28 protein-coding genes are annotated in these 25,492 nt (G+C 67.8%); 16 read left to right on the top strand and 12 right to left on the bottom strand.

Annotated features, from left to right (window positions below; all coding sequences use genetic code 11):
- The 7 genes from EUB48_RS01155 to EUB48_RS01185 all read left to right on the top strand — a co-directional run bounded on the left by EUB48_RS01155 (window position 1) and on the right by EUB48_RS01185 (window position 6,096).
- Window positions 1-816, top strand: coding sequence for a polysaccharide deacetylase family protein (locus EUB48_RS01155; protein ID WP_142817150.1), 816 nt, complete (start codon window positions 1-3; stop codon window positions 814-816).
- 61 nt (window positions 817-877) lie between these two features.
- Window positions 878-2,074 carry a beta-ketoacyl-[acyl-carrier-protein] synthase family protein gene (locus EUB48_RS01160; RefSeq protein ID WP_142817151.1) on the top strand — a complete coding sequence of 399 codons (1,197 nt, stop codon included), beginning with the start codon at window positions 878-880 and terminating at the stop codon, window positions 2,072-2,074.
- Window positions 2,075-2,086: 12 nt separating this feature from the next.
- Window positions 2,087-2,923 (top strand): beta-ketoacyl synthase chain length factor, encoded by an 837-nt coding sequence (locus EUB48_RS01165; protein WP_142817153.1) that lies wholly within the window; start codon window positions 2,087-2,089, stop codon window positions 2,921-2,923.
- Window positions 2,924-2,927: 4 nt separating this feature from the next.
- Entirely contained in the window at window positions 2,928-3,431 is a 504-nt protein-coding gene (locus EUB48_RS01170) for a hotdog family protein (RefSeq protein WP_142817155.1), read from the top strand.
- Window positions 3,428-4,162 (top strand): 3-oxoacyl-ACP reductase FabG, encoded by a 735-nt coding sequence (gene fabG / locus EUB48_RS01175; protein ID WP_142817156.1) that lies wholly within the window; start codon window positions 3,428-3,430, stop codon window positions 4,160-4,162. The genes EUB48_RS01170 and fabG overlap by 4 nt, the downstream gene beginning before the upstream one ends.
- Before the next feature lie 7 nt (window positions 4,163-4,169).
- Complete coding sequence (locus tag EUB48_RS01180; protein ID WP_142817158.1) at window positions 4,170-5,231, top strand: maleylacetate reductase; 1,062 nt, start codon at window positions 4,170-4,172, stop codon at window positions 5,229-5,231.
- A 34-nt stretch (window positions 5,232-5,265) separates the two neighbouring features.
- Entirely contained in the window at window positions 5,266-6,096 is an 831-nt protein-coding gene (locus EUB48_RS01185) for an intradiol ring-cleavage dioxygenase (RefSeq protein ID WP_142817159.1), read from the top strand.
- Window positions 6,097-6,114: 18 nt separating this feature from the next.
- Here EUB48_RS01185 and EUB48_RS01190 read toward each other — a convergent pair whose 3' ends face one another.
- From EUB48_RS01190 to EUB48_RS01210, 5 genes are all read right to left on the bottom strand, one after another.
- Window positions 6,115-6,900, bottom strand: coding sequence for a glycosyltransferase family 2 protein (locus EUB48_RS01190; RefSeq protein ID WP_142817161.1), 786 nt, complete (start codon window positions 6,898-6,900; stop codon window positions 6,115-6,117).
- Window positions 6,897-7,718 carry a lysophospholipid acyltransferase family protein gene (locus EUB48_RS01195; RefSeq protein ID WP_142817163.1) on the bottom strand — a complete coding sequence of 274 codons (822 nt, stop codon included), beginning with the start codon at window positions 7,716-7,718 and terminating at the stop codon, window positions 6,897-6,899. The genes EUB48_RS01190 and EUB48_RS01195 overlap by 4 nt, the downstream gene beginning before the upstream one ends.
- Complete coding sequence (locus EUB48_RS01200; protein WP_142817164.1) at window positions 7,718-9,094, bottom strand: NAD(P)/FAD-dependent oxidoreductase; 1,377 nt, start codon at window positions 9,092-9,094, stop codon at window positions 7,718-7,720. The genes EUB48_RS01195 and EUB48_RS01200 overlap by 1 nt, the downstream gene beginning before the upstream one ends.
- A 203-nt stretch (window positions 9,095-9,297) precedes the next feature.
- Window positions 9,298-9,879 carry a GNAT family N-acetyltransferase gene (locus EUB48_RS01205; protein WP_244618464.1) on the bottom strand — a complete coding sequence of 194 codons (582 nt, stop codon included), beginning with the start codon at window positions 9,877-9,879 and terminating at the stop codon, window positions 9,298-9,300.
- Complete coding sequence (locus EUB48_RS01210; protein ID WP_142817167.1) at window positions 9,879-10,184, bottom strand: DUF2917 domain-containing protein; 306 nt, start codon at window positions 10,182-10,184, stop codon at window positions 9,879-9,881. The genes EUB48_RS01205 and EUB48_RS01210 overlap by 1 nt, the downstream gene beginning before the upstream one ends.
- Before the next feature lie 82 nt (window positions 10,185-10,266).
- Here EUB48_RS01210 and EUB48_RS01215 point away from each other — a divergent pair, with 82 nt between their 5' ends.
- Window positions 10,267-11,259: a LysR substrate-binding domain-containing protein gene (locus tag EUB48_RS01215; protein ID WP_142817169.1), complete on the top strand. Its 993-nt coding sequence runs from the start codon at window positions 10,267-10,269 to the stop codon at window positions 11,257-11,259.
- 62 nt (window positions 11,260-11,321) lie between these two features.
- Here the strand turns inward: EUB48_RS01215 and EUB48_RS01220 are convergent, their stop codons facing one another.
- From EUB48_RS01220 to EUB48_RS01235, 4 genes are all read right to left on the bottom strand, one after another.
- Entirely contained in the window at window positions 11,322-11,525 is a 204-nt protein-coding gene (locus tag EUB48_RS01220) for a 4-oxalocrotonate tautomerase (RefSeq protein ID WP_142817170.1), read from the bottom strand.
- A 52-nt stretch (window positions 11,526-11,577) separates the two neighbouring features.
- On the bottom strand, window positions 11,578-12,129 hold the full coding sequence (locus EUB48_RS01225; protein ID WP_142817172.1) for a DsbA family protein: 552 nt from the start codon (window positions 12,127-12,129) through the stop codon (window positions 11,578-11,580).
- A 226-nt stretch (window positions 12,130-12,355) separates the two neighbouring features.
- Entirely contained in the window at window positions 12,356-14,572 is a 2,217-nt protein-coding gene (locus EUB48_RS01230) for a malate synthase G (RefSeq protein WP_142817174.1), read from the bottom strand.
- An 11-nt stretch (window positions 14,573-14,583) separates the two neighbouring features.
- Window positions 14,584-15,315 (bottom strand): haloacid dehalogenase type II, encoded by a 732-nt coding sequence (locus tag EUB48_RS01235; RefSeq protein WP_210411680.1) that lies wholly within the window; start codon window positions 15,313-15,315, stop codon window positions 14,584-14,586.
- A gap of 172 nt (window positions 15,316-15,487) precedes the next feature.
- Here EUB48_RS01235 and EUB48_RS01240 point away from each other — a divergent pair, with 172 nt between their 5' ends.
- The 3 genes from EUB48_RS01240 to EUB48_RS01250 are packed head-to-tail and all read left to right on the top strand — an operon-like array spanning window position 15,488 to window position 18,829.
- Window positions 15,488-16,423: a LysR family transcriptional regulator gene (locus EUB48_RS01240; protein WP_142817176.1), complete on the top strand. Its 936-nt coding sequence runs from the start codon at window positions 15,488-15,490 to the stop codon at window positions 16,421-16,423.
- On the top strand, window positions 16,420-17,268 hold the full coding sequence (locus tag EUB48_RS01245; RefSeq protein ID WP_142817178.1) for a ChbG/HpnK family deacetylase: 849 nt from the start codon (window positions 16,420-16,422) through the stop codon (window positions 17,266-17,268). The genes EUB48_RS01240 and EUB48_RS01245 overlap by 4 nt, the downstream gene beginning before the upstream one ends.
- On the top strand, window positions 17,246-18,829 hold the full coding sequence (locus tag EUB48_RS01250; protein WP_142817180.1) for an ArnT family glycosyltransferase: 1,584 nt from the start codon (window positions 17,246-17,248) through the stop codon (window positions 18,827-18,829). Before EUB48_RS01245 ends, EUB48_RS01250 begins: the two co-directional genes overlap by 23 nt.
- On the opposite strand, the gene EUB48_RS01255 is transcribed toward EUB48_RS01250, so the two are convergent.
- The 3 genes from EUB48_RS01255 to EUB48_RS01265 form a co-directional block, all read right to left on the bottom strand.
- Window positions 18,770-19,138, bottom strand: coding sequence for a GtrA family protein (locus EUB48_RS01255; RefSeq protein WP_142817182.1), 369 nt, complete (start codon window positions 19,136-19,138; stop codon window positions 18,770-18,772). The genes EUB48_RS01250 and EUB48_RS01255 overlap by 60 nt on opposite strands.
- A gap of 2 nt (window positions 19,139-19,140) precedes the next feature.
- Window positions 19,141-20,160, bottom strand: coding sequence for a glycosyltransferase family 2 protein (locus EUB48_RS01260; protein ID WP_142817184.1), 1,020 nt, complete (start codon window positions 20,158-20,160; stop codon window positions 19,141-19,143).
- 101 nt (window positions 20,161-20,261) lie between these two features.
- Window positions 20,262-20,567, bottom strand: a complete 306-nt coding sequence (locus tag EUB48_RS01265; protein ID WP_142817186.1) for a PsiF family protein — start codon at window positions 20,565-20,567, stop codon at window positions 20,262-20,264.
- A gap of 148 nt (window positions 20,568-20,715) precedes the next feature.
- Between EUB48_RS01265 and argS the strand changes: the two genes are divergently transcribed.
- From argS to lptB, 5 genes are all read left to right on the top strand, one after another.
- Entirely contained in the window at window positions 20,716-22,413 is a 1,698-nt protein-coding gene (argS, locus tag EUB48_RS01270; RefSeq protein WP_142817187.1) for an arginine--tRNA ligase, read from the top strand.
- Between the two features lie 8 nt (window positions 22,414-22,421).
- Window positions 22,422-23,075: an SPOR domain-containing protein gene (locus tag EUB48_RS01275; protein ID WP_142817189.1), complete on the top strand. Its 654-nt coding sequence runs from the start codon at window positions 22,422-22,424 to the stop codon at window positions 23,073-23,075.
- Between the two features lie 88 nt (window positions 23,076-23,163).
- Window positions 23,164-23,814, top strand: coding sequence for a thiol:disulfide interchange protein DsbA/DsbL (locus EUB48_RS01280; RefSeq protein ID WP_077561888.1), 651 nt, complete (start codon window positions 23,164-23,166; stop codon window positions 23,812-23,814).
- A 109-nt stretch (window positions 23,815-23,923) separates the two neighbouring features.
- Window positions 23,924-24,565, top strand: a complete 642-nt coding sequence (lptA, locus tag EUB48_RS01285) for a lipopolysaccharide transport periplasmic protein LptA (protein WP_142817191.1) — start codon at window positions 23,924-23,926, stop codon at window positions 24,563-24,565.
- On the top strand, window positions 24,562-25,356 hold the full coding sequence (gene lptB / locus EUB48_RS01290) for an LPS export ABC transporter ATP-binding protein (RefSeq protein ID WP_244618294.1): 795 nt from the start codon (window positions 24,562-24,564) through the stop codon (window positions 25,354-25,356). Before lptA ends, lptB begins: the two co-directional genes overlap by 4 nt.
- The last annotated feature ends 136 nt before the right edge of the window (window positions 25,357-25,492 follow it).

Below are 25,492 nucleotides of genomic sequence, written 5' to 3' on the forward strand. Positions count from 1 at the left end.
ATGGCGACGCAGACGCCGTTCAAACGCTGGCAGCCCGCCCCACTGCTGTGGGCTTCGCTGGGGCTGCATGCCACGGCGCTGATCGCCGTGCTGGCGCGGCCCGCGGTCTGGCCCTGGGCGATCGGCGCGCTGCTCGCCAACCATGCCGTGCTCAGTCTGGCGGGCTTGTTGCCGCGCTGCCAGTGGCTCGGCGCCAACTGGACGCGCCTGCCGGCCGCGGCGGCGGCGCGCGGCGAAATCGCCCTGACGATCGACGATGGCCCGGACCCGCAGGTCACGCCCGCAGTGCTCGACCTGCTGGAGCGCCACGGCGCAAAGGCCACTTTTTTTTGCATCGGCACGCAGGCCGCGCGCTACCCCGAACTGTGCCGCGACATCGTGCGCCGCGGCCACGCCATCGAGAACCACAGCCAGACCCATGGCTATGGCTTTGCACTGCACGGGCCGCGCGGCTTTTTGCGCGAGCTGCAAACGGCCCAGCAAACGCTCACGGCCATCACGGGCCGCCCGCCCGTCTTCTTCCGGGCGCCGGCCGGCCTGCGCAACCCGTGTCTGGACCCGGTGCTGCAGCGCCTGGGCCTGCGGCTGGCCAGCTGGAGCCGGCGTGCCTACGACACCCGTAATGGCAATGCACAGGCCGTGCTGCGCGTCCTGACCCGCTCGCTGCGTGCGGGCGACATCCTGCTGCTGCACGACCGCCATGCCGCGCTCACCCCGCAAGGTACCCCGGTCATTTTGGACGTGCTGCCGCCGCTGCTGCAGGCCGTGGCGGCCGCGCATTTGCGCTGCGTGACCCTGCGCGCCGCGCTGGCGTGAGCGCCCTTGCGCGGCCCCCGTTTGCTAAACTGGATTGACTGTCCATCACCGGCCCCGCCTCGTGCAACCCCTCCTGCTATCGCACTTCACCACGACCAGCTGCATCGGCCGCGGGCTGACTCCGACCCTGGCGTCGTTGCGCGAGCGGCGCAGCGGCCTGCAGCCGTGCGACTTCGAGGGCGCCGACCTGGCGACCTGGACCGGTTCGGTGGCGGGGGTCGATGACGAGGTGCTGCGCGATGGTTTGCGCGCCTACGACTGCCGCAACAACCGGCTGGCGCAACTCGGTTTGCGCCAGGACGATTTCGAGCAGGCCGTGCATCAGACCGTCGCGCGGGTCGGGCGCCAGCGCATGGGCGTTTTTCTCGGGACCAGCACTGCGGGAATCCTGCAAACCGAGCTGGCCTACCGGCGCCGCGATCCGGTCAGCGGCGCCTTGCCGGCAGACTTCAATTACGCCACCACGCACAACCCGTATTCGGTGTCCGCTTTCGTGCGCCGCTTCTTCGGGCTCGAAGGTCCGGCCATGGCCGTCTCGTCGGCCTGTTCGTCCAGCGCCAAGGTATTCGCCTCGGCGCGGCGCATGCTGGAAGCCGGCTTGATCGATGCGGCCATCGTCGGCGGTGTCGACACGCTGTGCCTGACCACGCTGTGCGGCTTCAACTCGCTCGGCCTGCTCTCCAGCCGCCCGTGCCGGCCGTTCGATATCACGCGCGACGGCATCTCGATCGGCGAGGCGGCGGCCTTCATCCTGCTCGAGCGGGTCCCAGGCAGCCTGGATGCGAACGCGGTGCTGCTGCGCGGCGTCGGCGAGTCGAGCGATGCGTACCACATGTCGTCGCCGCACCCGCAGGGGCTGGGCGCGCGCCTGGCCATGCAGCAGGCGCTGGCAAGCGCCGGCCTGCCCGCCGCGCAGATCGACTACATCAACCTGCACGGCACGGCCACGCCGGGCAACGATGCGGCCGAAGGCCAGGCCGTGGCGGCCCTGTTCGGCGAGCTTGCGACGCCGTGCAGTTCGACCAAGGGCGCCACCGGCCATACGCTGGGCGCCGCGGGCGCCCTGGAAGCCGTTATCAGCGCCCTGGCGCTGCAACAGGGCCTGATGCCGGGCGGGATCAACACTGAGCAGGTGGACACCACTCTTGCCGTCAACTACCTGCTGGACAACCGCGAGCAGCCGGTGAGTAGCGTGCTGAGCAATTCCTTTGGCTTTGGCGGCACCAATTGCAGCCTCGTATTCAGCCGGGCCGGCTAAGGGACCTGCGCCATGACACCGCTGTCTCCCCCATCGTCTGCGCCGCTGGTCGTCTACATCGACGGCGTGGGCCTGCTCGGTCCGGGCATCGACCACTGGGAAGAAGGGCGCCGGCAGCTCGCCGGTCTGGCGCCCGCGCGGCTGCAGAAAACCGTGCTTCCCGCGCCCGCCGCGCTGCCCCCCGCCGAACGGCGCCGCGCCGGGGCGACGGTCAAGCTCGCGCTCGCGATCGGGCTCGAGGCCCTGCAGGCTGCGGGGCTGGAGGCGGCCCAGGTGCCTTCGGTCTTCACCTCGTCGGGCGGCGATGGCCTGAACTGCCACGAGATGTGCGTGGCGCTGGCGTCCCCTGACAAGTTCATCTCGCCCACGCGCTTTCACAACTCCGTGCACAACGCCGCCTCCGGCTACTGGGGCATTGCCACCGGGTCCATGGCGACCTCGTCGGTGTTGTGTGCCTACGACGGCAGCTTTGCCGCCGGCCTGCTGGAGGCCGTCGCGCAGGCCGTGGTGGACGGGGTGCCGGTGCTGCTGCTGGCCTACGACACCGACTACCCCGAGCCGCTGCACAGTGCGCGTCCGGTGCCTGACACCTTCGGCGTGGCGCTGATCCTCGCCCCGCAGCGCAGTGCGCGCAGCCTGGCGCGCTGCACGCTGCACGGCGACGCCTGCCTCACCGGTGACCCGGCCGACCAGCTGGCGGACCCCGTGCTGGAGCCGCTGCGCCGCGGCATTCCGGCGGCGCGCAGCCTGCCGCTGTTGCGCGCCGTCGCAACGCAGCAGGCCGGGCGCGTGGTGCTGGACTATCTGGATGGCTTGCAGCTGGCGCTCGACATCGCGCCCTGTGCCTGACGCCATGCCGACGCAACCCATCCTGCAGCAGCTCGAGATTGCCCGGCGCATTCCGCACCAGGGCCGCATGTGCCTGCTCGACGCCGTCATGGCGTGGGACGCCACGCGCATCGTGTGCCAGGCCAGCAGCCACCGGGCGCCCGACAATCCCCTGCGCGCCGGGGGCCGTCTCGGCGCTGCCTGCGGCGTTGAATATGCCGCGCAGGCCATGGCGCTGCATGGCGCGCTGCTGGCCGAGTCCGGCGAGACCACCTGCGCTGCGCCGCGCGTCGGCTACCTGGCCAGCGTGCGCAGCGTGACCCTGCATGTGCAGCGGCTGGACACGATCGCATCGGACCTGACGGTCACGGCCGAGCGCCTGCTCGGTGACGCGAACCACATCCTGTACAGCTTCCGGCTCGAGGCCGGCCCGCAGTTGCTGCTCGAGGGCCGGGCAGCCGTGGTGCTGGACGCGGCCATGCTGCGGCCAGTTGACGCAGCGGCCTATTCATCAGGAGCAGCCCCTTGACCACTACCACCCGCAAACGAGCGCTCGTCACCGGCGGCAGCGGCGGCATCGGCGCTGCCATCTGCCGGCAGCTGGCCCAAGATGGCTTGCAGGTCATCGTCCATGCCAACCGGGGCCTGGCCGCGGCCCAGGCTCTGGTGGAGGCGATCCGGGCGCAGGGCGGCCAGGCCGAGGCGATCGCCTTCGATGTCACGGATGCGGCCGCGACGGCCGCCGCACTGGAGACGCTGCTGCTGGCGGGTCCAATCCAGATCGTCGTCAACAACGCCGGCATCCACGACGACGCGGTGTTCCCGGGCATGCAGCTGGCGCAGTGGCAGCGCGTGCTGGATGTGTCGCTGAATGGCTTCTTCCACGTGACCCAGCCGTTGACGCTGCCGATGATCCGTACGCGCTGGGGCCGCATCATCAACATCACCTCGGTGGCGGCCCTGGCCGGGAACCGCGGCCAGGTCAACTATTCGGCGGCCAAGGGTGCCCTGCACGCCGCCACCAAATCGCTGGCACTGGAGCTGGCCAGCCGCGGCATCACGGTGAACGCCGTGGCGCCCGGCATCATCGCCACCGCCATGAGCGAGGCGAGCTTCGACGCCGAGGCCATCGCGCGGCTGGTGCCCATGAAGCGGGCCGGCACGCCCGAGGAGGTGGCCGACCTGGTGGGTTTCCTGGCCAGCGATCGCGCGGCCTACATCAGCGGCCAGGTGATCTCGATCAACGGCGGCATGATTTAGACAAACCATGCAGGCATTTATCTATGCCTCCAACCCGGCCCGTGTGGTGTTCGGCGCGGGCAGCCTGCAGCACTTGGGGCGCGAGATCGAAGCCCTGGGCGCGCGCAAGGCGCTGGTGCTGTGCACCCCGGGACAGCGGCCGCTGTCCGAGCGCGTGGCCGCCCTGCTCGCCGGGCGCTGCGCCGGCGTGTTCGACCGCGCCGTGATGCATGTGCCGATCGAGACCGCGCGCGAGGCCCGCGAGGTGGCGCGCCGGTCCGGGGCAGATTGCGCCGTGGCCGTGGGCGGCGGCTCTACCACTGGTCTGGGCAAGGCGATTGCGCTGGAGTCCGGCCTGCCGATCCTGGCCATTCCCACCACCTACGCCGGCTCGGAGATGACGCCGATCTATGGCATCACCGAGGCGGGCCTCAAGAAGACCGGCAAGGACGCGCGCGTGCTGCCGCGCACCGTGCTGTACGACCCCGAGCTCACGACCGGCCTGCCCGTGGCGGTGAGCGTGACCAGCGGCCTCAACGCCATCGCCCATGCCGCTGAAGGCCTCTACGCCGCAGACAGCAACCCCATCCTGGATTTGATGGCGCAGGAGGGCATAGCCGCCATCGGGCGGGCGCTTCCTGCTATCAAAAAGAAAGCAGACGATGTGCAGGCGCGCAGCGACGCGCTGTACGGCGCCTGGCTGTGCGGCACGGTGCTCGGCCACGTCGGCATGGCGCTGCATCACAAGCTGTGCCACACGCTGGGCGGCAGCTTCAACCTGCCCCATGCCGAGACCCACGCCATCGTGCTGCCGCATGCGCTGGCCTACAACGCCGCCGCGGCGCCGCTGGCCATGCAGCGCATTGCGCGCGCACTGGGGGGCACGCAATGCGCGCCGCAAGCCGTGTTCGATCTGGCCCGCGACAACGGCGCGCCGGTGGCCTTGAAAGACATCGGCATGAAAGCGGCCGACCTCGACAGGGCCTGCGAGCTGGCCCTGCAAAACCAGTATCCGAACCCCCGGCCGCTGGAGCGCGCGGCCCTGCGCCAGCTGCTGCAGGACGCGTTCGACGGCACGCGGCCGGCCTGATTCGCTGAATCCCAATTCCCTCCAGGAGACCACCATGCGCAACCTCAACCAGGACAACCTCACCGAGGCCGTCATTGCCCGGCTGGCCGACACGCCGGACCTGCGCCTGAAGGAGATCATGACGGCGCTGGTGCAGCACCTGCATGACTTCGCGCGCGAGGTCAAGCTGACCGAGGCCGAGTGGCGCAGGGGCATCGAGTTCCTCACGGCCACCGGCCACAAATGCACCGGCACGCGCCAGGAGTTCATCCTGCTCAGTGACGTGCTGGGCCTGTCGATGCTCACCGTCGCGATGAACAACGACAAGCCCCGAGGCTGTACCGAGGCCACGGTGTTCGGTCCGTTCTACGTGGAAGGTGCGCCGCACTACGAGAACGGCGCCGACTTGGCCAACGGTGCCAGCGGCACACCGTGCCAGGTGCGTGGCAGCGTGCGTGGCCTGAACGGGGAACCCGTGGCCCACGCCACCCTCGAGGTCTGGCAGGCCGATGACAAGGGGTATTACGACGTGCAGAAATCCGGCCTTGACCACGCACAGGCGCGTGGCGTGCTGCACGCGCGCGGCGACGGCAGCTTCGACTTTCGGACCATCGTGGCCGAGGCCTACCCGATCCCGACCGACGGCCCGGTGGGCGACCTGCTCAGGGCCACGAAGCGTTCCCCGTGGCGGCCCGCGCATCTGCACTTCATGATCCGGGCCGAGGGTTACGAGACGCTGGTCACCCATGTCTTTCGCAATGGCGACCCCTACCTCGATTCCGACGCGGTGTTCGGCGTGCGCCAGTCGCTGGTGGCGGATTGGGCGAAGCAACCCGATGGCAGCTACCTGCTGGAATACAACTTTGTGCTGAATCCGGTCCGCTGAGGCCCTCGGGGCGACCTCTTAACGGCCTCTCAGGCGCCGCACCAGCAGCCAGGGCAGGCGCAGGACAAAGCCGAGCAGCAGGCGGCTGTGCATCCAGGTCAGCAACGCGTTGTCGCGCCAGTAGTTGAAGTGCGAGACACCGCCTTCGTCCGCGCTGAAGTACTGGACGCGGGCCGGCAAATTCACCGGCGGCACGCCGCGCCAGCACAGGCGCACCACGACCTCGGGGTCGAAATCGAAGCGCCGCATCCAGCGCCGCCCGTGCATCACCTGGCGCAGCGGCGCGATCGGGTACACGCGAAAGCCGAACAGCGAGTCGCCAATGCCGGCCCACAGGGTTTCCAGGTTGGCCCAGCCGTTGGAGAGCTTGCGGCCCTGCACGCGCAGGCGTGGCGCGCTGGCGTCGAACACCGGCACGCCCAGCACCATGGCCTGCGGCTGCCGGGCCGAGGCGGCCATGAAGTCCGCAATCAGTTCGGCCGGGTGCTGGCCGTCGGAGTCCAGGGTCAGCGCATGCGTGAACCCCTGCGCGGCGGCCACATCGATGCCGTGCAGCACGGCGGCGCCCTTGCCCATGTTGCGCGGCAGCACGAGCACGCGCAAGCCGGCGTCCTGGCTGGCGAGGGCCTGCAAGCCCTCGGCGCTGCCATCGGTGCTGCCATCGACCACGACCCACACGGGGGTCCATTGCGCGCGCGCGGCGCGCACGGTGTCGTACACCCTGGGGCCCGGGTTGTAGCTCGGAATCAGGACCAGGTGCGTGCTGGAAGGTGCCGGCGGCGTGGCGCCCGAATCATCCGTCATGCGCTGCCGCCATGCGACCAGTCGCGCGCTCGCTGTCCGTCGCGCGCGGCCGTGCCGGCCGGCCGGTCCGTGAGCGCAGCATCCGCCAGTTCGGCCTTGAAATACTGCTCCAGTTCCCGCGCGAAAGCCGCCACGTTTTTCGGCGGATCGAAGCGCTGGCCCAGACGGATGCGGTAGCGCACCGGCATCGGCGTCTTGCGGAACAGGGCGGATTCCTTGCCCAGGAAGGCGGCATCGGTGGTTTCGATAAACACGGTCTGCACCGGGGCCCGCGCGTATTTGGCGATCAACCCTGCCGTGCCCTGCAGCCGGTTCACGGGTGCGCGCGTGGTGCGCGTGCCCTCGGGGAACAGCAGCAGATGGCTGCCGCCGCGCACCTCCGTCACGGCCCGGCGCACCATGGCGTGCAGCGAGTCGTTGCGGATATAGCGCGCCAGCCGCGCCCCTGCGCCGAACAGGATATTGCGCATGAGCTCGGCCTTCATCACGCAGGCCACATGCGGCACGCGCGAGATGACCATCAGCGCGTCGAGCAGGGACGGATGGTTGGGCGCGATGATGCAGGCCGGCTGCTCGCGCAGCGCGTCCAGCGCGCGCAGGTCGAAACGGCACGCGCCGATCCACGTCAGCAGCCGCAGGTACACGCGAAAGGTCAGGCCGGCGCTGTAGCGGCCCAGCCGCAGCCCTGGCGAGCGGGGCAACAGGTAACTCAGCGGCAGCGCCAGCAGCGACCAGGCCAGTCCCATCAACGCCAGCAGGCCCAGGCCCAGACGCAGCCGGACGGCATCACGCAGCGCGCGCCAGTGGGCCAGCCGCATCAGGGGATCCCGGGTCCGGCCACGGCCACGGCTTCATCCAGGGTGCGGATGTTGGCGCGGCGACGGCGCAGGGCCTGCCAGCTGCGCTTGAAGTGGCGTGCGCAGGCGGCGTAGTAAATGCCCTTGAGGACCAGCAGCGAGCCCCAGATCGGCGTCTTGCCGAAAATATCGCCCGCCAGCATCGACAACAGCGCCTCCTTGACGCGCAGCACATTGCGCGGGCCCATGAACAGGTCGCGCATGGCCGGGTTGGTGACCCGGTAGATGAACCAGGAAAACTCCTTCGGGCCCAGCCGGGCCTGCCGGTCGAAGTGTTTGAGCGCGGCGCGTGCGCGCGCCGGCTCACGCAGGCAGACATCCACCGTGTCGGCCGCGCAAAAGCCGCCCTGCATGGCCAGCATTACGCCGGACGAAAACACCGGGTCGACAAAGGCAAACGCATCGCCCAGCAACAGGTAATTGGGGCCGTGGGTCTGGTCGCAGGCGTAGGAGAAATTTCCGGTGGCCTCGACCGGCGTGACGCGTGCGGCCTCCACCAGCCGCCCGGCCAGCGCCGGGCACAGGGCGATCGTGTCGAGAAAGAAAGCCTCGAGCGGCTTGTCGCGCGTTTTCAGGTAGTACGGCCAGACCACCGCGCCCACGCTGGTGGCGCCATCGGCCAGTGGAATGAACCAGAACCAGCCATGCTCGAACCAGAACACCGTGATGTTGCCGGCGGCCTTGCCCGGGTGGCGCCGCGCCCCGCTGAAGTGGGCATACAGCGCCGCGCTGTTGTGCTTGGGGTTGCGCCGCTTCGTGTCGAACTTTTTACCCAGAAAGGTGTCGCGCCCCGACGCATCGAGCACGAAGCGCGCGCGCCAGGTCTGGCCGCGCCCGTCGTCGTGCCGGGCCTCGACGGTGGCGCCCCGGTGGTCCGCGTCGAACGCGACGCCCTGCACCCGGCAGCCCTCGATCACCTCGGCCCCCTTGCGGGCGGCGTTGCGGATCAGGATCTCATCGAACTCGGAGCGCCGCACCTCGTATGAATGCGGCATGGATTTGTCCCAGGCCTCGGCAAACTGGAAGGTCTGCGACGACTGCGCATGCCAGGGCGACACAAATTCGGCGCCCCATTTTTCGATCGACACCGCCCGGACCGCGTCGGCCACGCCCAGCTTGTCGAGTAGCGGCAAATTCGCCGGCAGCAGCGACTCGCCGATGTGAAACCGCGGGTGATGGGCCTTTTCCAGCACTGTCACCTGGTGGCCGCGCTGCGCCAGCAAGGCGCCTGCCGTGGCGCCGGCCGGGCCGCCGCCGATGATCAGGACATCGCATTCGCGAGCCGGCAGGGCGGTGGCGGCCGCGCTGGCCGCCGCGGATGAATGTTGCTCGACCATCGGGCGTCCTGTCTGGTGGGTAGTGTCCGCAGGCCCCGCGGGCCACACAGCCATTTGTTTGGTCGCTGCAGAGCGCGAATTGGGTCGATTTTACCGTGCCGTTCGCGCCCGCTTCGGCGCCGAAGCTGCAACAGAAAGAAAACGGCCGCTGGCGCGGCCGTTTACCCGGTTTATGCATCAAATGACCCTGTAGCCCTTGCCGGTCATGCGCAGTCAGCTATTAATTCAGGAGTCATCGGAGCCGCCAGCGCGCGCTGCACCCGCACCAGCCTCGCGTCGTCCGGGTGCCGCTGTACGGCAAATCCACTGGCCTGGGCCAAGGCCAGCATGGGTGCGTTGCCGCGCAGCACGTCGCCATACAGCTGCGTCACGCCTTGCGCGCGGGCGGCGGCGGCCAGCAGGCACAGCAGGCGCCGGCCAATACCGAGCCCGTGCCAGGCGTCTGCCACCGCGATGCCGAATTCGGCCACCTCGGGGGCGCCGCCGACGCGCACGAAGCGCGCATCGCCCAGCTGCGTTTGCTGGCCGCCCGCGAACGACTCGGCGACCAGCGCGAAATGGTCGTGGTAGTCAATGTGCGTGAACGCCTGCGTCAGCGCCTCCGGCAGTTCGCTCAGGCCCACCTGAAAGCGCAGGTAGCGCGACTGTGAGGTCAGGCCCTGCGCGACGAACGCGCGCTCCAGCGCGTCGTCCTGCGGCAGCACCGGGCGCAGCGTGAGCCAGTCGCCGCCGGCGAGCTGAAAGCGGTCGATCCATTCGACCGGGTAGCGCGCTGCGGCGTCCATCACACCAGCACCTGTTCGAACACCAGGCCCGGGCGGCGCCGGTTGCGCTCGTGCAGCGACTGCTTTGGGGCGGGCGTTGCCGACACCGTGATGCATGACGGCGCCAGCGCCGTGACCACGGCGTGCCGGTGCTCGGTGCTGGCGAAGCGGTCGCCGGCTTCGAGCACGATGTCGCGCTGGTCGCTGTCGAGCGTGATCCACACGGTGCCGTCGCGGCAGATGATCTGCACGCCGGCCGCGTCGGGCAGGCGCAGCATCGCGTCCTTGCGCAAACTCAGGTCGAAACGGTTGCTATCGGGTTTCATGGCAGATCCTTTCGCATTCATGGTACGAATGAATATACTGAGAGAATCCCCTTTTCTCAAACGGTCAATTGGAATCATTGACATGCGTACAGAGAATGCGAAACCTCAATTCCCGACGCCGCAGACGGGCGCCATCCAGCGCTCGGAACTGCCCCGGCTCGACCTGCTGCGCAGCTTCGAGGCGGCCGCGCGCACCTTGAGCTTCACGCTGGCCGCCAAGGAGCTGTTTCTCACGCAGTCGGCGGTGAGCCGGCAGATCCAGCAGATCGAGGCCGGCCTGGGCGTGCCGCTGTTCGAGCGCCGGCACCGCGCGCTCGCGCTGACCGAGGCCGGCCAGGTACTGCAGCGCGCCGTGGTCGATTGCCTGGAGCGCCTGCGCGACGCCACGGCCCGCGTGCGCGCCAGTACCCAGCTACGCCAGGTGGCCATCACCACCACGGCCGGTTTTGCCTCGCTGTGGCTGATTCCGCGGCTGGAGCGCTTCACGGCCGACCACCCGGGCGTGGATGTGCGGGTCTCGGCCACCAACGAGCTGCTGGATCTGGCGCGCGCGCACATCGACGTGGCCGTGCGCTTTTGCCGCGTCAGCGAGGGCGTGGGCCAGCCCCTGTTCGAGGAGACGGTGTACCCGGTGTGTGCGCCGCAGCTGCTCGGCAACCCCGCCAGGCCCTTGCAGACGCCGGCCGACCTGGTGCAGCACACGCTGCTGGCGATGATGGAGACGCCGCAGGAATCGGCGCTGAACGCCGACTGGGCGCCGTGGCTGAACATCATGGGCCTGCCCGAGCTGCGCACCAAAAACACCCTGCGCTTCACCCAATACAGTGATGCCATTGCGGCCGCCGTGGCCGGCCAGGGTGTGGCGATCGGCCGCCTGCCGCTGGTCGCCGGGCTGCTGCGCGACGGGCGGCTGGTGGCCCCGTTCGGCGGCACGGCCGCCTCGCAGCGCGGCTACTTCGTGGTCACCGCGCCGCGCGCCGCCGGCAACCCCGATGCGCAGGATTTTGTGCGCTGGCTGCGGGCCGAGGCCGAGGCGCCGGTGGTGGCCGGCGCTCCGCCTCGGGTTTTTAGTTAAATCACGCGCTAACCCTTATAGGGTCTTCGTATGACGCTATTGATCAAGTAGCGAGACGGTGCTCATGCGGGTGTGGCCGGGCGCGGCTCCGACCACAGCTTGCCGCCGGTGGCCCAGTTCCCGCGTGGCACATCGACCAGCAGGATGTCGACCGCCTCGGGCGAGCCGCCCAGCACCTCGACCGTGACGCGGGTGATCTCCGTGACCAGTTTTTTCTTTTGCTCGGGCGTGCGGCCTTCCAGCATTTCAACGTGAATGGTGGGCATGGGGATCCTCGGATGGAAAAGTGGGTGAGGCGAGGATCATAAAAGCTCGCGCCTACCCACGGGCGCGCAGCGCCCGGTCAATCGCCTGATGCAGGTGCTGCATGCCGAAGGAAACGTCCGTGACCTTGCCGTTCACATAGAACGTCGGCGTCGCGCGGATGCCCAGGTGCTGCGCGCTGGCCAGGTGCTCCTGCACGCGCTGCAGGTACACGTGGTCGCTCATCTCGTTCTGGTAGCGCAGCAGGTCCAGGCCGATGTCGCCGGCGTAGTCCAGCAGCTGCTTCTCCTGCAGGTGCTGCTGGTGCGTGAACAGAAGGTCATAAAACGGCCAGAACGTGTGCTGGGCGCCCGCTGCTTCGGCCGCCTCGGCCGCGAGTTCGGCATGAGGATGGATTTCCCGCTGCGGGTAGTGGCGGAACACAAAGCGCAGCTGCGGGCCGAAATGGTCGAGCATGATCTTCATCGCCGCATAGGCCTGGCCGCAGGACGGGCATTCGAAGTCGCCGTATTCAACGACGGTCACCTCGGCAGAGGCTGGGCCCAGGATGTGGTCGATGGCCGCATCGGGCTTGAGCAGCGGGTCGTGTTTGACGGGGGCAATCATGGTTTTGCCTTTCGGTGGGGGTCACGTCAGCTTAGCCAGATTGGGCATGAAAGGAAAGCCGCCCACACTGTCCTGCCGGAGTGCCCGGTGCTACCCGCCAATGCAGGCGGCCCGCTGACCAGCGCGTAATCTTTTCTTGCTGTAGCCGCACGGTATCCGGCCGCGGCTGGGCCCGGACGGCTGCTTCATCGCAGGGAGAGTGCTGGAGGCGGGATCGTGGCTGAACTCAGGCCGCTGCCTTCACCTTCAACCGCCACCCGTGCAGCAGCGGCTCGGTATAGCCGCTGGGCTGCACCAATCCCTTGAACACCAGGTCACACGCGGCCTGATACGCCATGGAGGTGTCGAAGTGGCCCGCCATCGGCTTGTACAGCGGATCGCCCGCATTCTGGCCGTCCACCACCGCGGCCATGCGCTCGAAGGTTTCGCGCACCTGGGCTTCGGTGACCACGCCGTGCAGCAGCCAGTTGGCGATGTGCTGGCTGCTGATGCGCAGGGTGGCGCGGTCTTCCATCAGCGCCACGTTGTGGATGTCGGGCACCTTGGAGCAGCCCACGCCCTGGTCCACCCAGCGCACCACATAGCCCAGGATGCCCTGCGCGTTGTTGTCGAGTTCCTGCTGCTTCTCGGTGGCGCTCCAGTTGGGCGTGGCGGTGACCGGGATTTGCAGCAGGCCGCCGAGCAGCGCGTCGCGCGCGGCCACCGGGTCGGTCTGCGCGTTGGCCTTTTCCATCTGCGCCTGTACCTCGGCCACGTTGACCTGGTGGTAGTGCAGCGCGTGCAGCGTGGCGGCCGTGGGCGAGGGCACCCAGGCGGTGTTGGCGCCGGCGCGCGGTTGCGCGATCTTTTGCTCCAGCATCGCGGCCATCAGGTCGGGCATGGCCCACATGCCCTTGCCGATCTGTGCGCGCCCGCGCAGGCCGCAGGCCAGGCCGACCGCGACGTTGTTCTTCTCATAGGCGGCGATCCACGCGCTGGCCTTCATGTCGCCCTTGCGGATCATCGGGCCGGCGCGCATGGCGCTGTGCATCTCGTCGCCGGTGCGGTCCAGGAAGCCGGTGTTGATGAAGGCCACGCGCGCGCTGGCGGCCGCGATGCAGGCCTGCAGGTTGATGCTGGTGCGGCGCTCCTCGTCCATGATGCCGAGCTTGACAGTGTTTTCGGGCAAACCCAGCAGCGCCTCGACGCGGCCGAACAGCTCGGCGGCGAACGCCACTTCCCTGGGGCCGTGCATCTTGGGCTTGACGATGTAGACCGAGCCGGTGCGTGAATTCTTGATGCCGGCCTGGCCCTGGCGCTTCAAATCATGGATCGCGATGGTGGTGGTGACGACCGCGTCCATGATGCCTTCGGGGATTTCGCGCGTACTGCCGTCCCTGGCCGTGTACAGGATGGCCGGATTCGTCATCAGGTGGCCGACATTGCGCACGAACATCAGCGAGCGGCCGTGCAGCGTGACGGACTTCCCATCCGCGCCGGTGTACATGCGGTCCGGGTTCAGGCCGCGCGTGAAGGTCTTGCCGCCCTTGGCGACTTCCTCGGTCAGCGTGCCCTGCAAAATGCCGAGCCAGTTGCTGTAGGCCAGCAGCTTGTCCTCGGCATCCACCGCGGCGATCGAGTCTTCCAGGTCGAGGATGGTGGAGAGCGCGGCCTCCATCACCAGGTCGGACACGCCGGCCGCATCGCTTTTGCCGATCGGCGTGCTGCGGTCGATGCGGATGTCGATGTGAATGCCGTTGTTGCGCAGCAGCACCGAGGACGGCGCGGCAGCCTCACCCTGGTAGCCGATGAACTTGGCGGGGTCTTGAAGGCCGGTGCTCGATCCGCCCTTGAGCGCGACGACCAGCTTGCCGCCGGCGACCGTGTAGCCGGTCGCATCCCTGTGCGAACCGCTCGCGAGCGGCGCGGCCTGGTCCAGCACGTTGCGCGCGAACTCGATGACCCTGGCGCCGCGCACCGGGTTGTAGCCCTTGCCCTTTTCGGCGCCGCCGGTCTCGGGGATAGCGTCGGTGCCATACAGCGCGTCGTACAGCGAGCCCCAGCGCGCGTTGGCGGCGTTCAGCGCATAGCGCGCATTCAGAATCGGCACCACGAGTTGCGGGCCGGCCTGCATGGCCAGTTCGGCATCGACGTGGGCCGTGCTGGTCTTCACATTCTCGGGCGAGGGCACCAGGTAGCCGATCGTTTCCAGGAATTTGCGGTAGGCCACCATGTCGCGGATCGGGCCGGGGTTGGCCTGGTGCCAGGTGTCGAGCTCGGTCTGCAGCCGCTCGCGCTCGGCCAGCAGCGCGATGTTCTTTGGCGCCAGGTCGGCCACGATGGCGTCGAAGCCCTGCCAGAAAGTGGCACTGTCCACGCCGGTGCCGGGCAGCACCTTCTCGTTGATGAACTGGTGCAGCTCGGTGGCCACTTGCAGGTTGTGAACAGGGGTACGTGCGGTCATGGGGTTCTCCATCAAGCTTCAAAAAAAGAGAGGACGTCGCGCAGGCTGGCGCCGGTGCGGGTCGGTGGGGTGCCGAGTTCTTCGAACGGCAGCTGGTAGCGGTTCACCCACAGGGTCTGGTAGCCGTACCAGGTGGCGCCCAGCGCGTCCCAGCTGTTGCTGCTCACGAACAGGATGTTCGCGGCCTCCAGGCCGGTGGCCTGCTCGCCCAGCGCGTAGGCCTCGGGGTGGGTCTTGTATTTGTGCACGGCATCCACGCTGATCACGTGGTCCAGCAGACCTTCCATGCCGGCGCTGCGCACGGCAATGCCAAGCATCTCGGGGTCTCCGTTGGACAGGATGCCGGTGGCGATGCCCCGGGCCTTGAGCGCCTTCAGCACGGCCTTGTTCTCGGGGAAGGCGCTCAGGTGCCGATACTGGTTCATCAACTGGTCGACTTGACCATTAAAAGTGGCTATAGCCTGCGCCGATGCTCCGGGAGGCGCTATTTTTTTAATAGCGTACGCGAGCGCGGCCCGGGTCAGTGCCCAGAACGGCTGGTAGTGCGCGCCGTGGTTGCTGGTGGTCACGAGCCGCGTGTATTCGATCTGCTTGTCGCGCCACAACACACCCAACGCCTGGCCGCGGCCCGGAAACAGCTGCTCGGCCAGCAGACCCACGCTGTACACGTCGAACAGCGTGCCGTAGGCATCGAATAAAACTGCCTGTGGTTTTTCCACGGCAGCGGCGCAAAGTTTTTCCATGCCCTACTGTATTCGATACTTTGCGGTCGACTTATTAAGTCAAAGTCGTTTTATTCATGACTTTTTTGTTGGTAATCAAGGCTGGGCATCGAGGCCGTCGTGGCCGGGCCGATCCGCAACGCTGGCATCAAGCGGGAGTGGTTTGTGACTTCCATGCGCATAATCTGGCGCCATGGACAAGCTCAAGGCCATGGAGTCGTTTGTGTCGGTGGCGACCCGGGGCAGCCTCACGGCTGCGGCCCAGGCCGAGGGCGTGGCGCCGGCCATCATGGGGCGCCGGCTCGATGCGCTGGAGGAGCGCCTGGGCGTCAAGCTGCTGGTGCGCACCACGCGGCGCATCACGCTCACGCACGAGGGCAGCGCCTTTCTGGAAGACTGCCAGCGCCTGCTGGTCGAGGTCGCGAATGCCGAGGCCAGCGTGTCGGCCGGTGGTGTCAAGGCCAGCGGGCATTTGCGCATCACCGCGCCGGCCGGCTTTGGCCGGCGTCACGTGGCGCCGCTGGTGCCGCGCTTTCGCGATCTGCATGCCGACGTCACGATTTCGCTGAATCTGAGCGACCGCGTGATCGACCTGGCCGCCGAAGGGCAGGACTGCGCGGTGCGCGTTGGCGATCTGCCCGACTCCTCGCTGGTCAGCGTGCGCCTGGCCGAAAACCGGCGTCTGTGCGTGGCCACGCCCAAATACCTGCGCCAGCACGGCACGCCGCAGCACCCCAGCGAGCTGGCGCGCTTCGACTGCCTGACCCTGTCCAGCGGCGCCTCGCAAAGCCGCGGCTGGGCCTTTCGCGTGCCGATCGCCACGGGCGAGCGCACGGGCGACTCCGAGGTGATTCACCTCAAACCCGGCGGCCCGCTGGACTGCACCGATGGCCAGGTGCTGCACGACTGGTGCCTGGCGGGTGGCGGCATCGCATGGCGCAGCACCTGGGAGGTCGAGTCCGAGATCGCCAGCGGCCAGCTGGTCGAGGTGCTGGCCGATTTCGCGGCGCCGCCGAACGGCATCTACGCCGTGTTTCCGCAGCGCCGGCACCTGCCGCTGCGCGTGCGCCTGTGGATCGATTTTCTCAAGCACAGCTACGGCCAGCCGGGCTATTGGCAGGCCGCATGAAGCCGCTGGTGCTGTGCGCCGACGACTTCGCGGTGCACGCGGGGGCTTCGCAGGGCATTGCGGCCCTGGCGCGCCAGGGCCGGCTGTCCGCCACCAGCGCCATGGTGCTGGCGCCGCGCTGGGCGCAGGACGTGGCGCTGCTGCAGGACCTGCGCGGGCGCATCGACGTCGGCCTGCACCTGGACTGGACCAGCACCTTCGCGCGGGCCGCCGGCCATGGCCTGTCGCTCGGCGCAGCGATGCGCCGGGCGCTGCTCGGCGGCTTCGACCGCGGCGCGGCGCGCACCGTGATCGAGCGACAGCTGGACCTGTTCGAGGCGCAGTGGCAGGCGCCGCCCGACCATGTGGACGGCCATCAGCACGTGCAGCAGTTCGCCGGCATCCGTGAGCCGCTGGTCGAGGTGCTGGCGCGCCGCTACCCGGGCCGGCTGCCGTACCTGCGCGTGTCGCAGGTGCGCGCTGGTGCCGGCGAACGCCTTGGCCTCAAGTCGCGCGTGATCTCGGCGCTGGGCTCCAATGCTATTAAGAAGATAGCTGATGGTGCAGGTGTACCAAGGGCTGATGCCTTGTTGGGTGTGTATGACTTTGATGGCGACACGGCCCGCTACGCCGCACTGATGGACGGCTGGCTGGCGGGCGCGCCGGCCGGCGGCATGCTCATGTGCCACCCGGCGAGCGCGGCCGGTCCGGACGACGAGATCGGCGCGGCGCGCCTGCGCGAGTACGCCTACCTGGGAAGCAGCGATTTCGGCGCGGCGCTGGCGCATGCGCAGGTCGCGCTGGTGCGCGGGCGAGCCTACTACCGCCACTACACTCGGCGCCATGACCCGTACCGTATCGACTAAACAAGAACGCCCAATTTCCTGGCTCTGGCTCGCCGCCCTGTGGCTTTTGCTGTTGCTGCTGGCCGCGCTGCGCCCGCTGGCCGTGCCGGACGAGGGGCGCTACGGCGAAGTCGGCCGCTGGATGCTGCAAAGCGGCGACTGGCTCGTGCCGCGCCTGGACGGCCTGCCGTTCTTCCACAAGCCGCCGCTGTTGTACTGGCTCGAGGCCGTGTCGCTGGCCCTGTTCGGCAGCCATGTGTGGGCGCTGCGGCTGGTGCCGGCGCTGCACGCCGGCATCATGCTGGTGGGGCTGTACCTGGCGGCGCGCGCCATCGCCGGCGAGCGGGTCGCGCGCCGCGCCGGCCTCATGCTGGGCACCAGCGTGGCGTTTTTGCTGGGCGGACAGTACGTGAACCACGACATGATGGTGGCGACCTGGATCGGCATCGCGATCTGGTGCTTCGCATTCGCCTTCATGCACGGCGCGCGCCCGCATGCGAATCTGGCCCGGCTCGGCTTTGTGGCCTGCGCGCTCGGGGTGCTCAGCAAGGGGCTGATCGGCCTGCTGCTGCCTGGGCTGGTGCTGTTTTTGTGGCTGCTCTGGACGCGCCAGTTCCGCAAGGTGCTGGCGCTGCCCTGGGCGAGCGGCCTGCTGCTGCTGGCGGCGATCACCGTGCCGTGGTTCGTGCTGGTCGCGCAAAAATACCCCGGCGCGATGGACTACCTGTTCGGCACGCAGCAGTTCACGCGCTTCACGGCCGACACCTTCAACAACGTCCAGCCCTGGTGGTTCTACATCGCCAGCCTGCTGATCCTGCTGTTTCCGTGGGCCTTTTTTGCCGGCAAGCCGCTGTGGGACGCCGTTAAGCGGACCCCGGCGCCCGACGGGGTGGCCCGGGAATGGTTCAGCCTGTGCTGGATCTGGCTCGCCGCCATCCTCGCGTTCTTCTCCATCCCCGCCTCCAAGCTGATCGGCTATATCCTGCCCGTGATCCCGCCGCTGGCGCTGCTGGCGGCGCTGGGCTGGGAGCGCACGCTGGCGCACAGCCGGTTTGCGGGCCGGGTGTTTGCTGCTCTTGCGGCGCTGATCATTGCGTTGGCGCTGGCCGTGAGCCTGCTGGTGACCCGCTTCACCGACGACAAGCTGAGCGGGGATGTCGCGCAGACCCTGGCCTGCGACGCGAGTCCGGCGGACACGGTCTATGCGGTCGGCAACTATCCCTATGACTTGCCTTTCTACGCCCAGATCCGCCGGCCCATCGTGGTGATCCAGGATTGGCCCCGGCAGCACAAAACGGCCGGCGACGTGTGGCAGCGCGAGCTGTTCGAAGGCGCCGATTTCGATCCCGTCGCCGGCCGCGTGCTGCAGACCCCTGATGTTTTAGCGGCGGCCAGCGCGCGACCCGGTAACTGGCTGCTGGTGCCGCGCAATGGCGGTGCGCGCGGGTTCGGACCGCCCGCATGGCTGCGGGTTCAGACCGGCACCGGCTGGATCCTGTTCAAGTCGGGCGGCAGCGCCGCGTCAGCGCCGGAAGGCCCAATAGCGGCTCAGCAAAAAGGTTTGCCCGGCTGCAAACACTAGCGCGGCGAACAGGGCGACAAACGACGGCCAGCCCAGTTCGCGCAGCAGCAGCACAAACACGATTTCGTTGGTCGCAAAGCCGGCCAGCGCGGTCATGAGGAAACGGCTGAAGCTTTGCGTCACGCTGGTGCCCGCATCGCTGAAGCTGAGCCAGCGGTGGCCCGAAAAACTCACGAAAAACGCCACCGTGAAACCAATCGCGTTGGCCACTTCCGGCCACACGTGGGAATGCGTCAGTGCAAACACCAGCATGTGGGTGAGCGCGGCGGCGCTGCCCACGGCGATGAACCAGAAGCCGGACTTGCTCATGCTCAGAGTAGCGAGGCGTCCTGCACCCGGGCCGCTTGGGGTTCGTCGTCCCCGCGCGCGCCCGCGGCGATCAGGCCGTCCCCCGTGCGCTGGCTGAGCAGATAGGCGGGGCGCTGCTTGACCTCTTCATAAATGCGCCCCACATACTCGGCCAGGATGCCCATGCCGAGCAGCTGGATGCCGCTGAAGAACATCAGACCGGCCACGATCGTGGCGTAGCCTGGCACCTCGACGCCCGTGATGAAGTGCTCGATCACGACCCAGGCGCCATAGCCCAGGGCACCGACCGCCAGCAGCAGCCCCAGCGCCGTGAGCAGGCGCAGCGGCGCGGTGGAGAATGCCACCATGCCGGTCAGCGCGAGACGGAACGAGCCGCCCAGGCCGAAGTTGGTCTGGCCATCGGCGCGCGGCAGCGGCTCGTAGTCGATCGCCGTGCTGTTGAAGCCGACCCAGGCGTACAGGCCCTTCATGAAGCGGTTGCGCTCGGGCAGCGACCGCAGCGCCTGCACCACCTTGCGGTCCATCAGGCGAAAGTCGCCGGCATCGGCCGGAATCTCGATATGGCTGCCCCAGTTGACGAGCTTGTAGAACAGGCCGGTGAGTCCCGCCTGCAGCCGCGACTGGTCTGCGCGGCTCTTGCGCACGGCATACACCACGTCCGCGCCTTGCTTCCATTTTTCCAGCATCTCGCCCAGCAGAGACGCCGGGTGCTGGCCATCCGCATCCATCATGACGACCAGGTCGCCGCGCGCCGCGTCGATGCCGGCGGTCAGCGCGGCCTCTTTGCCGAAGTTGCGCGACAGCTGCAGCAGCACCATCTGCGGATGCAGCGCGCACAGGCGCTGCGCGACCTGCACGGTGTCGTCGCGGCTGCCATCATCGACCACGACCAGTTCCACCCGGGGCGACAGCGCCGTCAGGGCGGCCAGCACCTGCGGCACCACCACATCCAGATTGCGCGCCTCGTTGAAGGCGGGCATGACGCAGGAAAGGGACGGGGTCTGATTGGCGCGAGAGGTCATGCGCGCATCATGCCAAAAGAAAACCCCGCCCTATGGCACGGGCGGGGTTTTTTTGCGCAGGCAAAGACGGGCTGACGCCGCCCGGCCTGGCCGGGCGGCGTTTATTTCGCGTCGGCCATGCACTTCTTGAGGAAGCTGGCTTTGGCGGCACCTGCCAGCTTTTTGTCGGCGGCGGCTTGGTCGCAGGAGGGCTTCGCGGCCGGGGCTGCGGCGGCCGCCGGCTTGGCACTGAGGCAGTCTTTCATGAAGGCCTTGCGCTCATCGCCCTTCTTGCCGGCGGCATCGGCGTTGCAGGTGGCCATCTTGGACTGCTGCGCCGTTTTGGCGCCCTCGGCAGCGTGGGCCACGCCCATGCCCATGGACAGAGCCAAACCCATGGCGGCGATCAGGGGAAGAAGTTGTTTCATGGAATCTCCTGGAGAGGAACGTGTTGAAGGTAAAGCCATCCTGCAGGGAAGAAAAAATCCCTGCAGGATTGCAACACACAACGTTCGGCCCGGCAATATGGATGACGCGAGCCCTGGGGTGAGCGCCGCCGCCCCGTAAAATCAGCCGATGCTCTCTGTCAAACAGGAATTGCTCGCGGCGCTGGCCGGCGAGCTGGAAAAACTCTCGCCCGGTGCGGGGGCGAAGGCGGCCTTCGAGTCGCCCAAGGTGGCCGCACATGGCGACCTGGCCTCCACGGCGGCCATGCAGCTGGCCAAGCCCTTGAAGCAAAACCCGCGCCAGCTCGCGCAGGGCCTGCGCGAGGCGCTGCAAAATTCAGAGCCCTTCAAGCGCTGGGTGGACGCCATCGAGATTGCCGGGCCCGGTTTTCTCAACATCCGGCTCAAGCCCGAGGCCAAGCAGCAGATCGTGCGCGAGGTGCTGCAGGGCGCCGACCGCTTTGGCGTGCAAGGCGGCAACGGGCAGCGCGTGCTGGTGGAATTCGTCTCGGCCAACCCAACCGGGCCGCTGCATGTGGGCCATGGCCGCCAAGCGGCGCTGGGCGACGCCCTCTGCAACCTGTTCCAGACCCAGGGCTGGGACGTGTACCGCGAGTTCTACTACAACGACGCGGGCGTGCAGATCGCCACGCTGGCGCACAGCGTGCAGCTGCGCGCCCGGGGCTTCAAACCCGGCGATGCCGAATGGCCCAGCGGCGACAACGCCCCCGCCTACAACGGCGACTACATCGCCGACATCGCAGCCGACTTCCTGGCAAAAAAGACAGTCAAGTCCGACGACCGCGCGTACACCGCCTCGGGCGACGTAAACGACCTCGATGCCATCCGCCAGTTCGCCGTGGCCTACCTGCGCCACGAGCAGGACCTGGACCTGCAGGCGTTCGCGGTCCGGTTCGACAACTACTACCTCGAATCGAGCCTGTACACCAGCGGCAAGGTCGCGGCCACGGTGGCAAAGCTGCAGGCGGCCGGCAAGACCTACGAGCAGGATGGCGCGCTGTGGCTCAAGTCCACCGAGTATGGCGACGACAAGGACCGCGTCATGCGCAAGGGTGACGGCAGCTACACCTACTTCGTGCCCGACGTGGCCTACCACATCGCCAAATGGGAGCGCGGCTTTCACAAGGTGGTCAACATCCAGGGCACCGACCACCACGGCACCATTGCGCGCGTGCGCGCCGGGCTGCAGGCGGCGAATGTGGGCATTCCTGCGGGCTACCCCGACTACGTGCTGCACACCATGGTGCGCGTGATGCGCGGCGGCGAGGAAGTCAAGATCAGCAAGCGCGCCGGCAGCTACGTCACGCTGCGCGATCTGATCGAGTGGACCAGCAAGGATGCCGTGCGCTTCTTCCTGCTGAGCCGCAAGCCCGATACCGAATACGTGTTCGACGTCGATCTGGCGGTCACGAAAAACAACGACAACCCGGTGTATTACGTGCAGTACGCGCATGCGCGCATCTGCTCGGTGCTGGCCGCGTGGAAGGACAAGGAAGGCGGCGACGCGGCCCGGCTGGCGAGCGTCGACCTGGCGCCGCTGCAAAGCGCCCCCGCGCTGGCGCTGATGCTGCAGCTGGCCAAATACCCGGAGATGCTGGGCGCGGCCGCGCAGGATTTCGCGCCGCACGACGTCACCTTCTACCTGCGCGATCTGGCCGCCACCTACCACAGCTACTATGATGCCGAACGCATTCTGGTGGACGACGAGGCCGTCAAACTGGCGCGGCTGGCGCTGGTGGCCGCCACCGCGCAGGTATTGCACAATGGCCTGGCAATTCTGGGCGTGTCGGCGCCCGCAAAAATGTGAGCAATTCAATGAAACAGCAATTCGGCGGCACCATCGTCGGCTTTGTCATCGGTGTCGTGGTGGGTCTGGGCGCGGCACTGGCCGTCGCCGTGTACGTCACCAAGGTGCCGATTCCGTTCGTCAACAAGGGCGTGAGCCGTGCCCCGGACCAGGATGCGGCCGAGGCCGTGAAGAACAAGGACTGGGATCCCAACGCGCCGCTGTATGGCAAGAACCCGGTGCGCCCGGCCTCGGCCGCTGCTGGCGGCGCGGTCGACAACACGGGTGCGGGTGCCGGTGCAACGCCCGGTGCGGCGACGGCCCCCCTGCCTCCCGCGGTCGTGGGGGGCAGGACCGCAGCCGTTCAGCCGCCCGTTCCGCCGGCGGTGTCGGGTGATCCGCTGGGGGACCTGGCGAAGGCCCGGTCGAGCAGCAGCGGGGTCGATCCGTTTACCTACTTTGTGCAGGCCGGCGCGTTCCGGACTGCCGAAGATGCCGAGTCGCAGCGCGCCAAGCTGTCGCTGATGGGGGTCGAAGCCAAGGTTTCCGAACGCGAACAGTCCGGACGCACGGTCTGGCGCGTGCGGGTCGGGCCGTTCAACACCAAGGCTGATGCCGACAAGACCAAGGAGCAGCTCGATGGCAGCGGCATGGAAACAGCGCTGGTGCGCGTGCAGCGTTAAATGGCCGGACGCCTTCGCGTGACGTGCCGCATGGGAACTTCAGGCCGGGTCGGCCCTCTGACTCTGATATTGACAGGAGCGTAACTTGATGAAACGTCGTGAATTCTCGCTGGCCGCCGCCTCGGCGCTGGCCGCCTCCACCCTGACTGTGCCGGCCGCCCATGCCCAGGGGAAAAAATTCGTCGCCGGCACGGATTATCTGGTGCTGGACAAGCGCGCCATGGTCGAGACGCCCCCCGGCAAGGTCGAGGTCATCGAATTCTTCTGGTACAGCTGTCCGCACTGCAACGCGTTCGAGCCGGCGCTGGACAATTGGGTCAAGCGCCTGCCCAAGGATGTCAATATGCGCCGCGTGCCGGTGGCGTTCAATGCCAGCTTTGTGCCCGAGCAGCGCCTGTACTACACGCTGGAAGCCATGGGCAAGCTCGACGAGCTGCATGTCAAGGTGTTCTACGCGATTCACGTCGAGCGCCAGCCGCTCGACCGTGACGCCGGCATTACCGCCTGGGTTCAAAAACAGGGCCTGGACACGGCCAAGTTCGCCGAGATCTACAACTCGTTCTCGGTCGCAACCAAGGTGCGCCGTGCGACCCAGCTGCAGGACGCCTACAAGGTGTCGGGCGTGCCCGCGCTCGGCGTGGCGGGGCGCTTTTATACCGATGGCGAGCTCGCACACAGCATGGAGCGCGCCCTGCAGATCACCGACTACCTGATTGGCGAGTCGCGCAAGAGCGCCTGACGCCAGCCCCGGGGCGCCACGAAAAAGCCCGCTTCAGCGGGCTTTTCTGTTATTTTTGGGAGGGCTTTCGTGGTCACGCCCTTACAATGCCAGCAAGATTCATGCCTCTATGAAAAAAACTTTCACCTCGCTTTTGCTGCTCGTCGCCTGTGCACTGCTCCCGCTTGGCGCGCTGGCCGAAAAAGCCGACAGCAACAAGCCGATGAATATCGAGGCGGATGCCCTGCGCTACGACGACCTCAACCAGACCAGCGTGTTCACCGGCCGGGTGGTCGTCACCAAGGGCACCATCATCATTCGCGGCGCCCGGGTCGACGTGCGCCAGGACCCCGAGGGCTATCAATACGCCACCGTCACGGCCGAGCCCGGCAAGCTGGCGTTCTACCGGCAAAAGCGCGAAGGCGTGGACGAGTACATCGAGGGGGAGTCGGAAACCATCGAGTACGACGGCAAGGCGGACGTCGTCAAATTCATCAAGCGGGCCATCCTGCGCCGCTACACCGGCGCCACGCTGAGCGACGAGACCACGGGGGCCTTGATCACCTACAACAACGCAACCGACGTGTTCACCGTGGATGGCACGGTCACGAATCCGACGGGCGGCGTTGCGGGCGGCCCCGCGCGCACGCGCATCCGCGCCATGCTGGCACCCAAGGCCACTGCCTCCGCGCCGGCGGGCACGGCGCCAGCGCCTGCTGTGCCGGCACCCGTACTGCGTCCCAGCAGCACCCTCGGCGGGGATCCAAAGTGACGGGCGACGCAGCGACGCATGCCGTGCGCGACGTGCCGAGCCGGCTCGAAGCGCGCCACCTGCAAAAAACCTATGGCAGCCGCATGGTCGTGAAGGATGTGTCGCTGTCGGTGCAAAAAGGCGAGGTGGTGGGCCTGCTCGGGCCCAACGGTGCAGGCAAGACGACCTCGTTCTACATGATCGTGGGCCTGGTGCGGGCCGACGCCGGCGAGATCACCATCGACGGCGGCCCGGTCGAACACATGCCGATCCACCGCCGTTCGCGCCTGGGCCTGAGCTATCTGCCGCAGGAGGCGTCGATTTTTCGCAAACTCACGGTGGAAGAAAACGTGCGCGCGGTGCTGGAGCTGCAGCGCCATGGCGCCGATGGCGACCAGGCCGGCCGTGCGCTGTCCAAAAGCGAGATCGAGGAGCGTCTCACGACGCTCTTGCAGGACCTGCGGGTGGAGCACCTGCGCGATTCGTCCGCGCTGTCGCTGTCGGGCGGCGAGCGCCGGCGCGTCGAGATTGCGCGCGCGCTGGCGACGCAGCCGCGCTTCATCCTGCTCGACGAGCCATTTGCCGGCATCGACCCGATCGCGGTGATCGAGATCCAGCGCATCATCGTTTTCCTCAAGAGCCGGGGCATCGGCGTGCTCATCACCGACCACAACGTGCGCGAAACCCTGGGCATCTGTGACCATGCCTTCATCATCAATGATGGCCACGTGCTGGCGCAGGGCACCCCTTCGGAGATCGTCGACAACGCCGATGTGCGCCGGGTGTACCTGGGCGAGCATTTCCGCATGTGAATATGGCCCCCACGCTTGTCACTGCGTGTACTGCGCTGCCCCCCGAGGGGGCCGTCGGCCGCCTTGGGGCGGCCCGGCGCCGGCCGGGTGCTCCCCGCGCTTGCCATTGCGTGTACTGCTTCTCCTTGGGGCGGCG

The organism is Rhodoferax sediminis (genome assembly GCF_006970865.1).
Taxonomy (GTDB): Bacteria; Pseudomonadota; Gammaproteobacteria; order Burkholderiales; family Burkholderiaceae_C; genus Rhodoferax_A; species Rhodoferax_A sediminis.

Coding starts and splice junctions, on each gene's coding strand:
- EUB48_RS01210 (WP_142817167.1), bottom strand. CDS start 10,184: ATGAAACCCGATAGCAACCGTTTCGACCTGAGTTTGCGCAAGGACGCG.
- EUB48_RS01165 (WP_142817153.1), top strand. CDS start 2,087: ATGACACCGCTGTCTCCCCCATCGTCTGCGCCGCTGGTCGTCTACATC.
- EUB48_RS01240 (WP_142817176.1), top strand. CDS start 15,488: ATGGACAAGCTCAAGGCCATGGAGTCGTTTGTGTCGGTGGCGACCCGG.
- argS (WP_142817187.1), top strand. CDS start 20,716: ATGCTCTCTGTCAAACAGGAATTGCTCGCGGCGCTGGCCGGCGAGCTG.
- EUB48_RS01230 (WP_142817174.1), bottom strand. CDS start 14,572: ATGACCGCACGTACCCCTGTTCACAACCTGCAAGTGGCCACCGAGCTG.
- EUB48_RS01235 (WP_210411680.1), bottom strand. CDS start 15,315: ATGGAAAAACTTTGCGCCGCTGCCGTGGAAAAACCACAGGCAGTTTTA.
- EUB48_RS01195 (WP_142817163.1), bottom strand. CDS start 7,718: ATGCGGCTGGCCCACTGGCGCGCGCTGCGTGATGCCGTCCGGCTGCGT.
- EUB48_RS01185 (WP_142817159.1), top strand. CDS start 5,266: ATGCGCAACCTCAACCAGGACAACCTCACCGAGGCCGTCATTGCCCGG.
- EUB48_RS01205 (WP_244618464.1), bottom strand. CDS start 9,879: ATGGACGCCGCAGCGCGCTACCCGGTCGAATGGATCGACCGCTTTCAG.
- EUB48_RS01180 (WP_142817158.1), top strand. CDS start 4,170: ATGCAGGCATTTATCTATGCCTCCAACCCGGCCCGTGTGGTGTTCGGC.
- EUB48_RS01190 (WP_142817161.1), bottom strand. CDS start 6,900: ATGACGGATGATTCGGGCGCCACGCCGCCGGCACCTTCCAGCACGCAC.
- EUB48_RS01245 (WP_142817178.1), top strand. CDS start 16,420: ATGAAGCCGCTGGTGCTGTGCGCCGACGACTTCGCGGTGCACGCGGGG.
- EUB48_RS01280 (WP_077561888.1), top strand. CDS start 23,164: ATGAAACGTCGTGAATTCTCGCTGGCCGCCGCCTCGGCGCTGGCCGCC.
- EUB48_RS01260 (WP_142817184.1), bottom strand. CDS start 20,160: ATGACCTCTCGCGCCAATCAGACCCCGTCCCTTTCCTGCGTCATGCCC.
- EUB48_RS01275 (WP_142817189.1), top strand. CDS start 22,422: ATGAAACAGCAATTCGGCGGCACCATCGTCGGCTTTGTCATCGGTGTC.
- EUB48_RS01225 (WP_142817172.1), bottom strand. CDS start 12,129: ATGATTGCCCCCGTCAAACACGACCCGCTGCTCAAGCCCGATGCGGCC.
- lptA (WP_142817191.1), top strand. CDS start 23,924: ATGAAAAAAACTTTCACCTCGCTTTTGCTGCTCGTCGCCTGTGCACTG.
- EUB48_RS01200 (WP_142817164.1), bottom strand. CDS start 9,094: ATGGTCGAGCAACATTCATCCGCGGCGGCCAGCGCGGCCGCCACCGCC.
- EUB48_RS01215 (WP_142817169.1), top strand. CDS start 10,267: ATGCGTACAGAGAATGCGAAACCTCAATTCCCGACGCCGCAGACGGGC.
- EUB48_RS01250 (WP_142817180.1), top strand. CDS start 17,246: ATGACCCGTACCGTATCGACTAAACAAGAACGCCCAATTTCCTGGCTC.
- EUB48_RS01265 (WP_142817186.1), bottom strand. CDS start 20,567: ATGAAACAACTTCTTCCCCTGATCGCCGCCATGGGTTTGGCTCTGTCC.
- EUB48_RS01220 (WP_142817170.1), bottom strand. CDS start 11,525: ATGCCCACCATTCACGTTGAAATGCTGGAAGGCCGCACGCCCGAGCAA.
- EUB48_RS01255 (WP_142817182.1), bottom strand. CDS start 19,138: ATGAGCAAGTCCGGCTTCTGGTTCATCGCCGTGGGCAGCGCCGCCGCG.
- EUB48_RS01155 (WP_142817150.1), top strand. CDS start 1: ATGGCGACGCAGACGCCGTTCAAACGCTGGCAGCCCGCCCCACTGCTG.
- EUB48_RS01170 (WP_142817155.1), top strand. CDS start 2,928: ATGCCGACGCAACCCATCCTGCAGCAGCTCGAGATTGCCCGGCGCATT.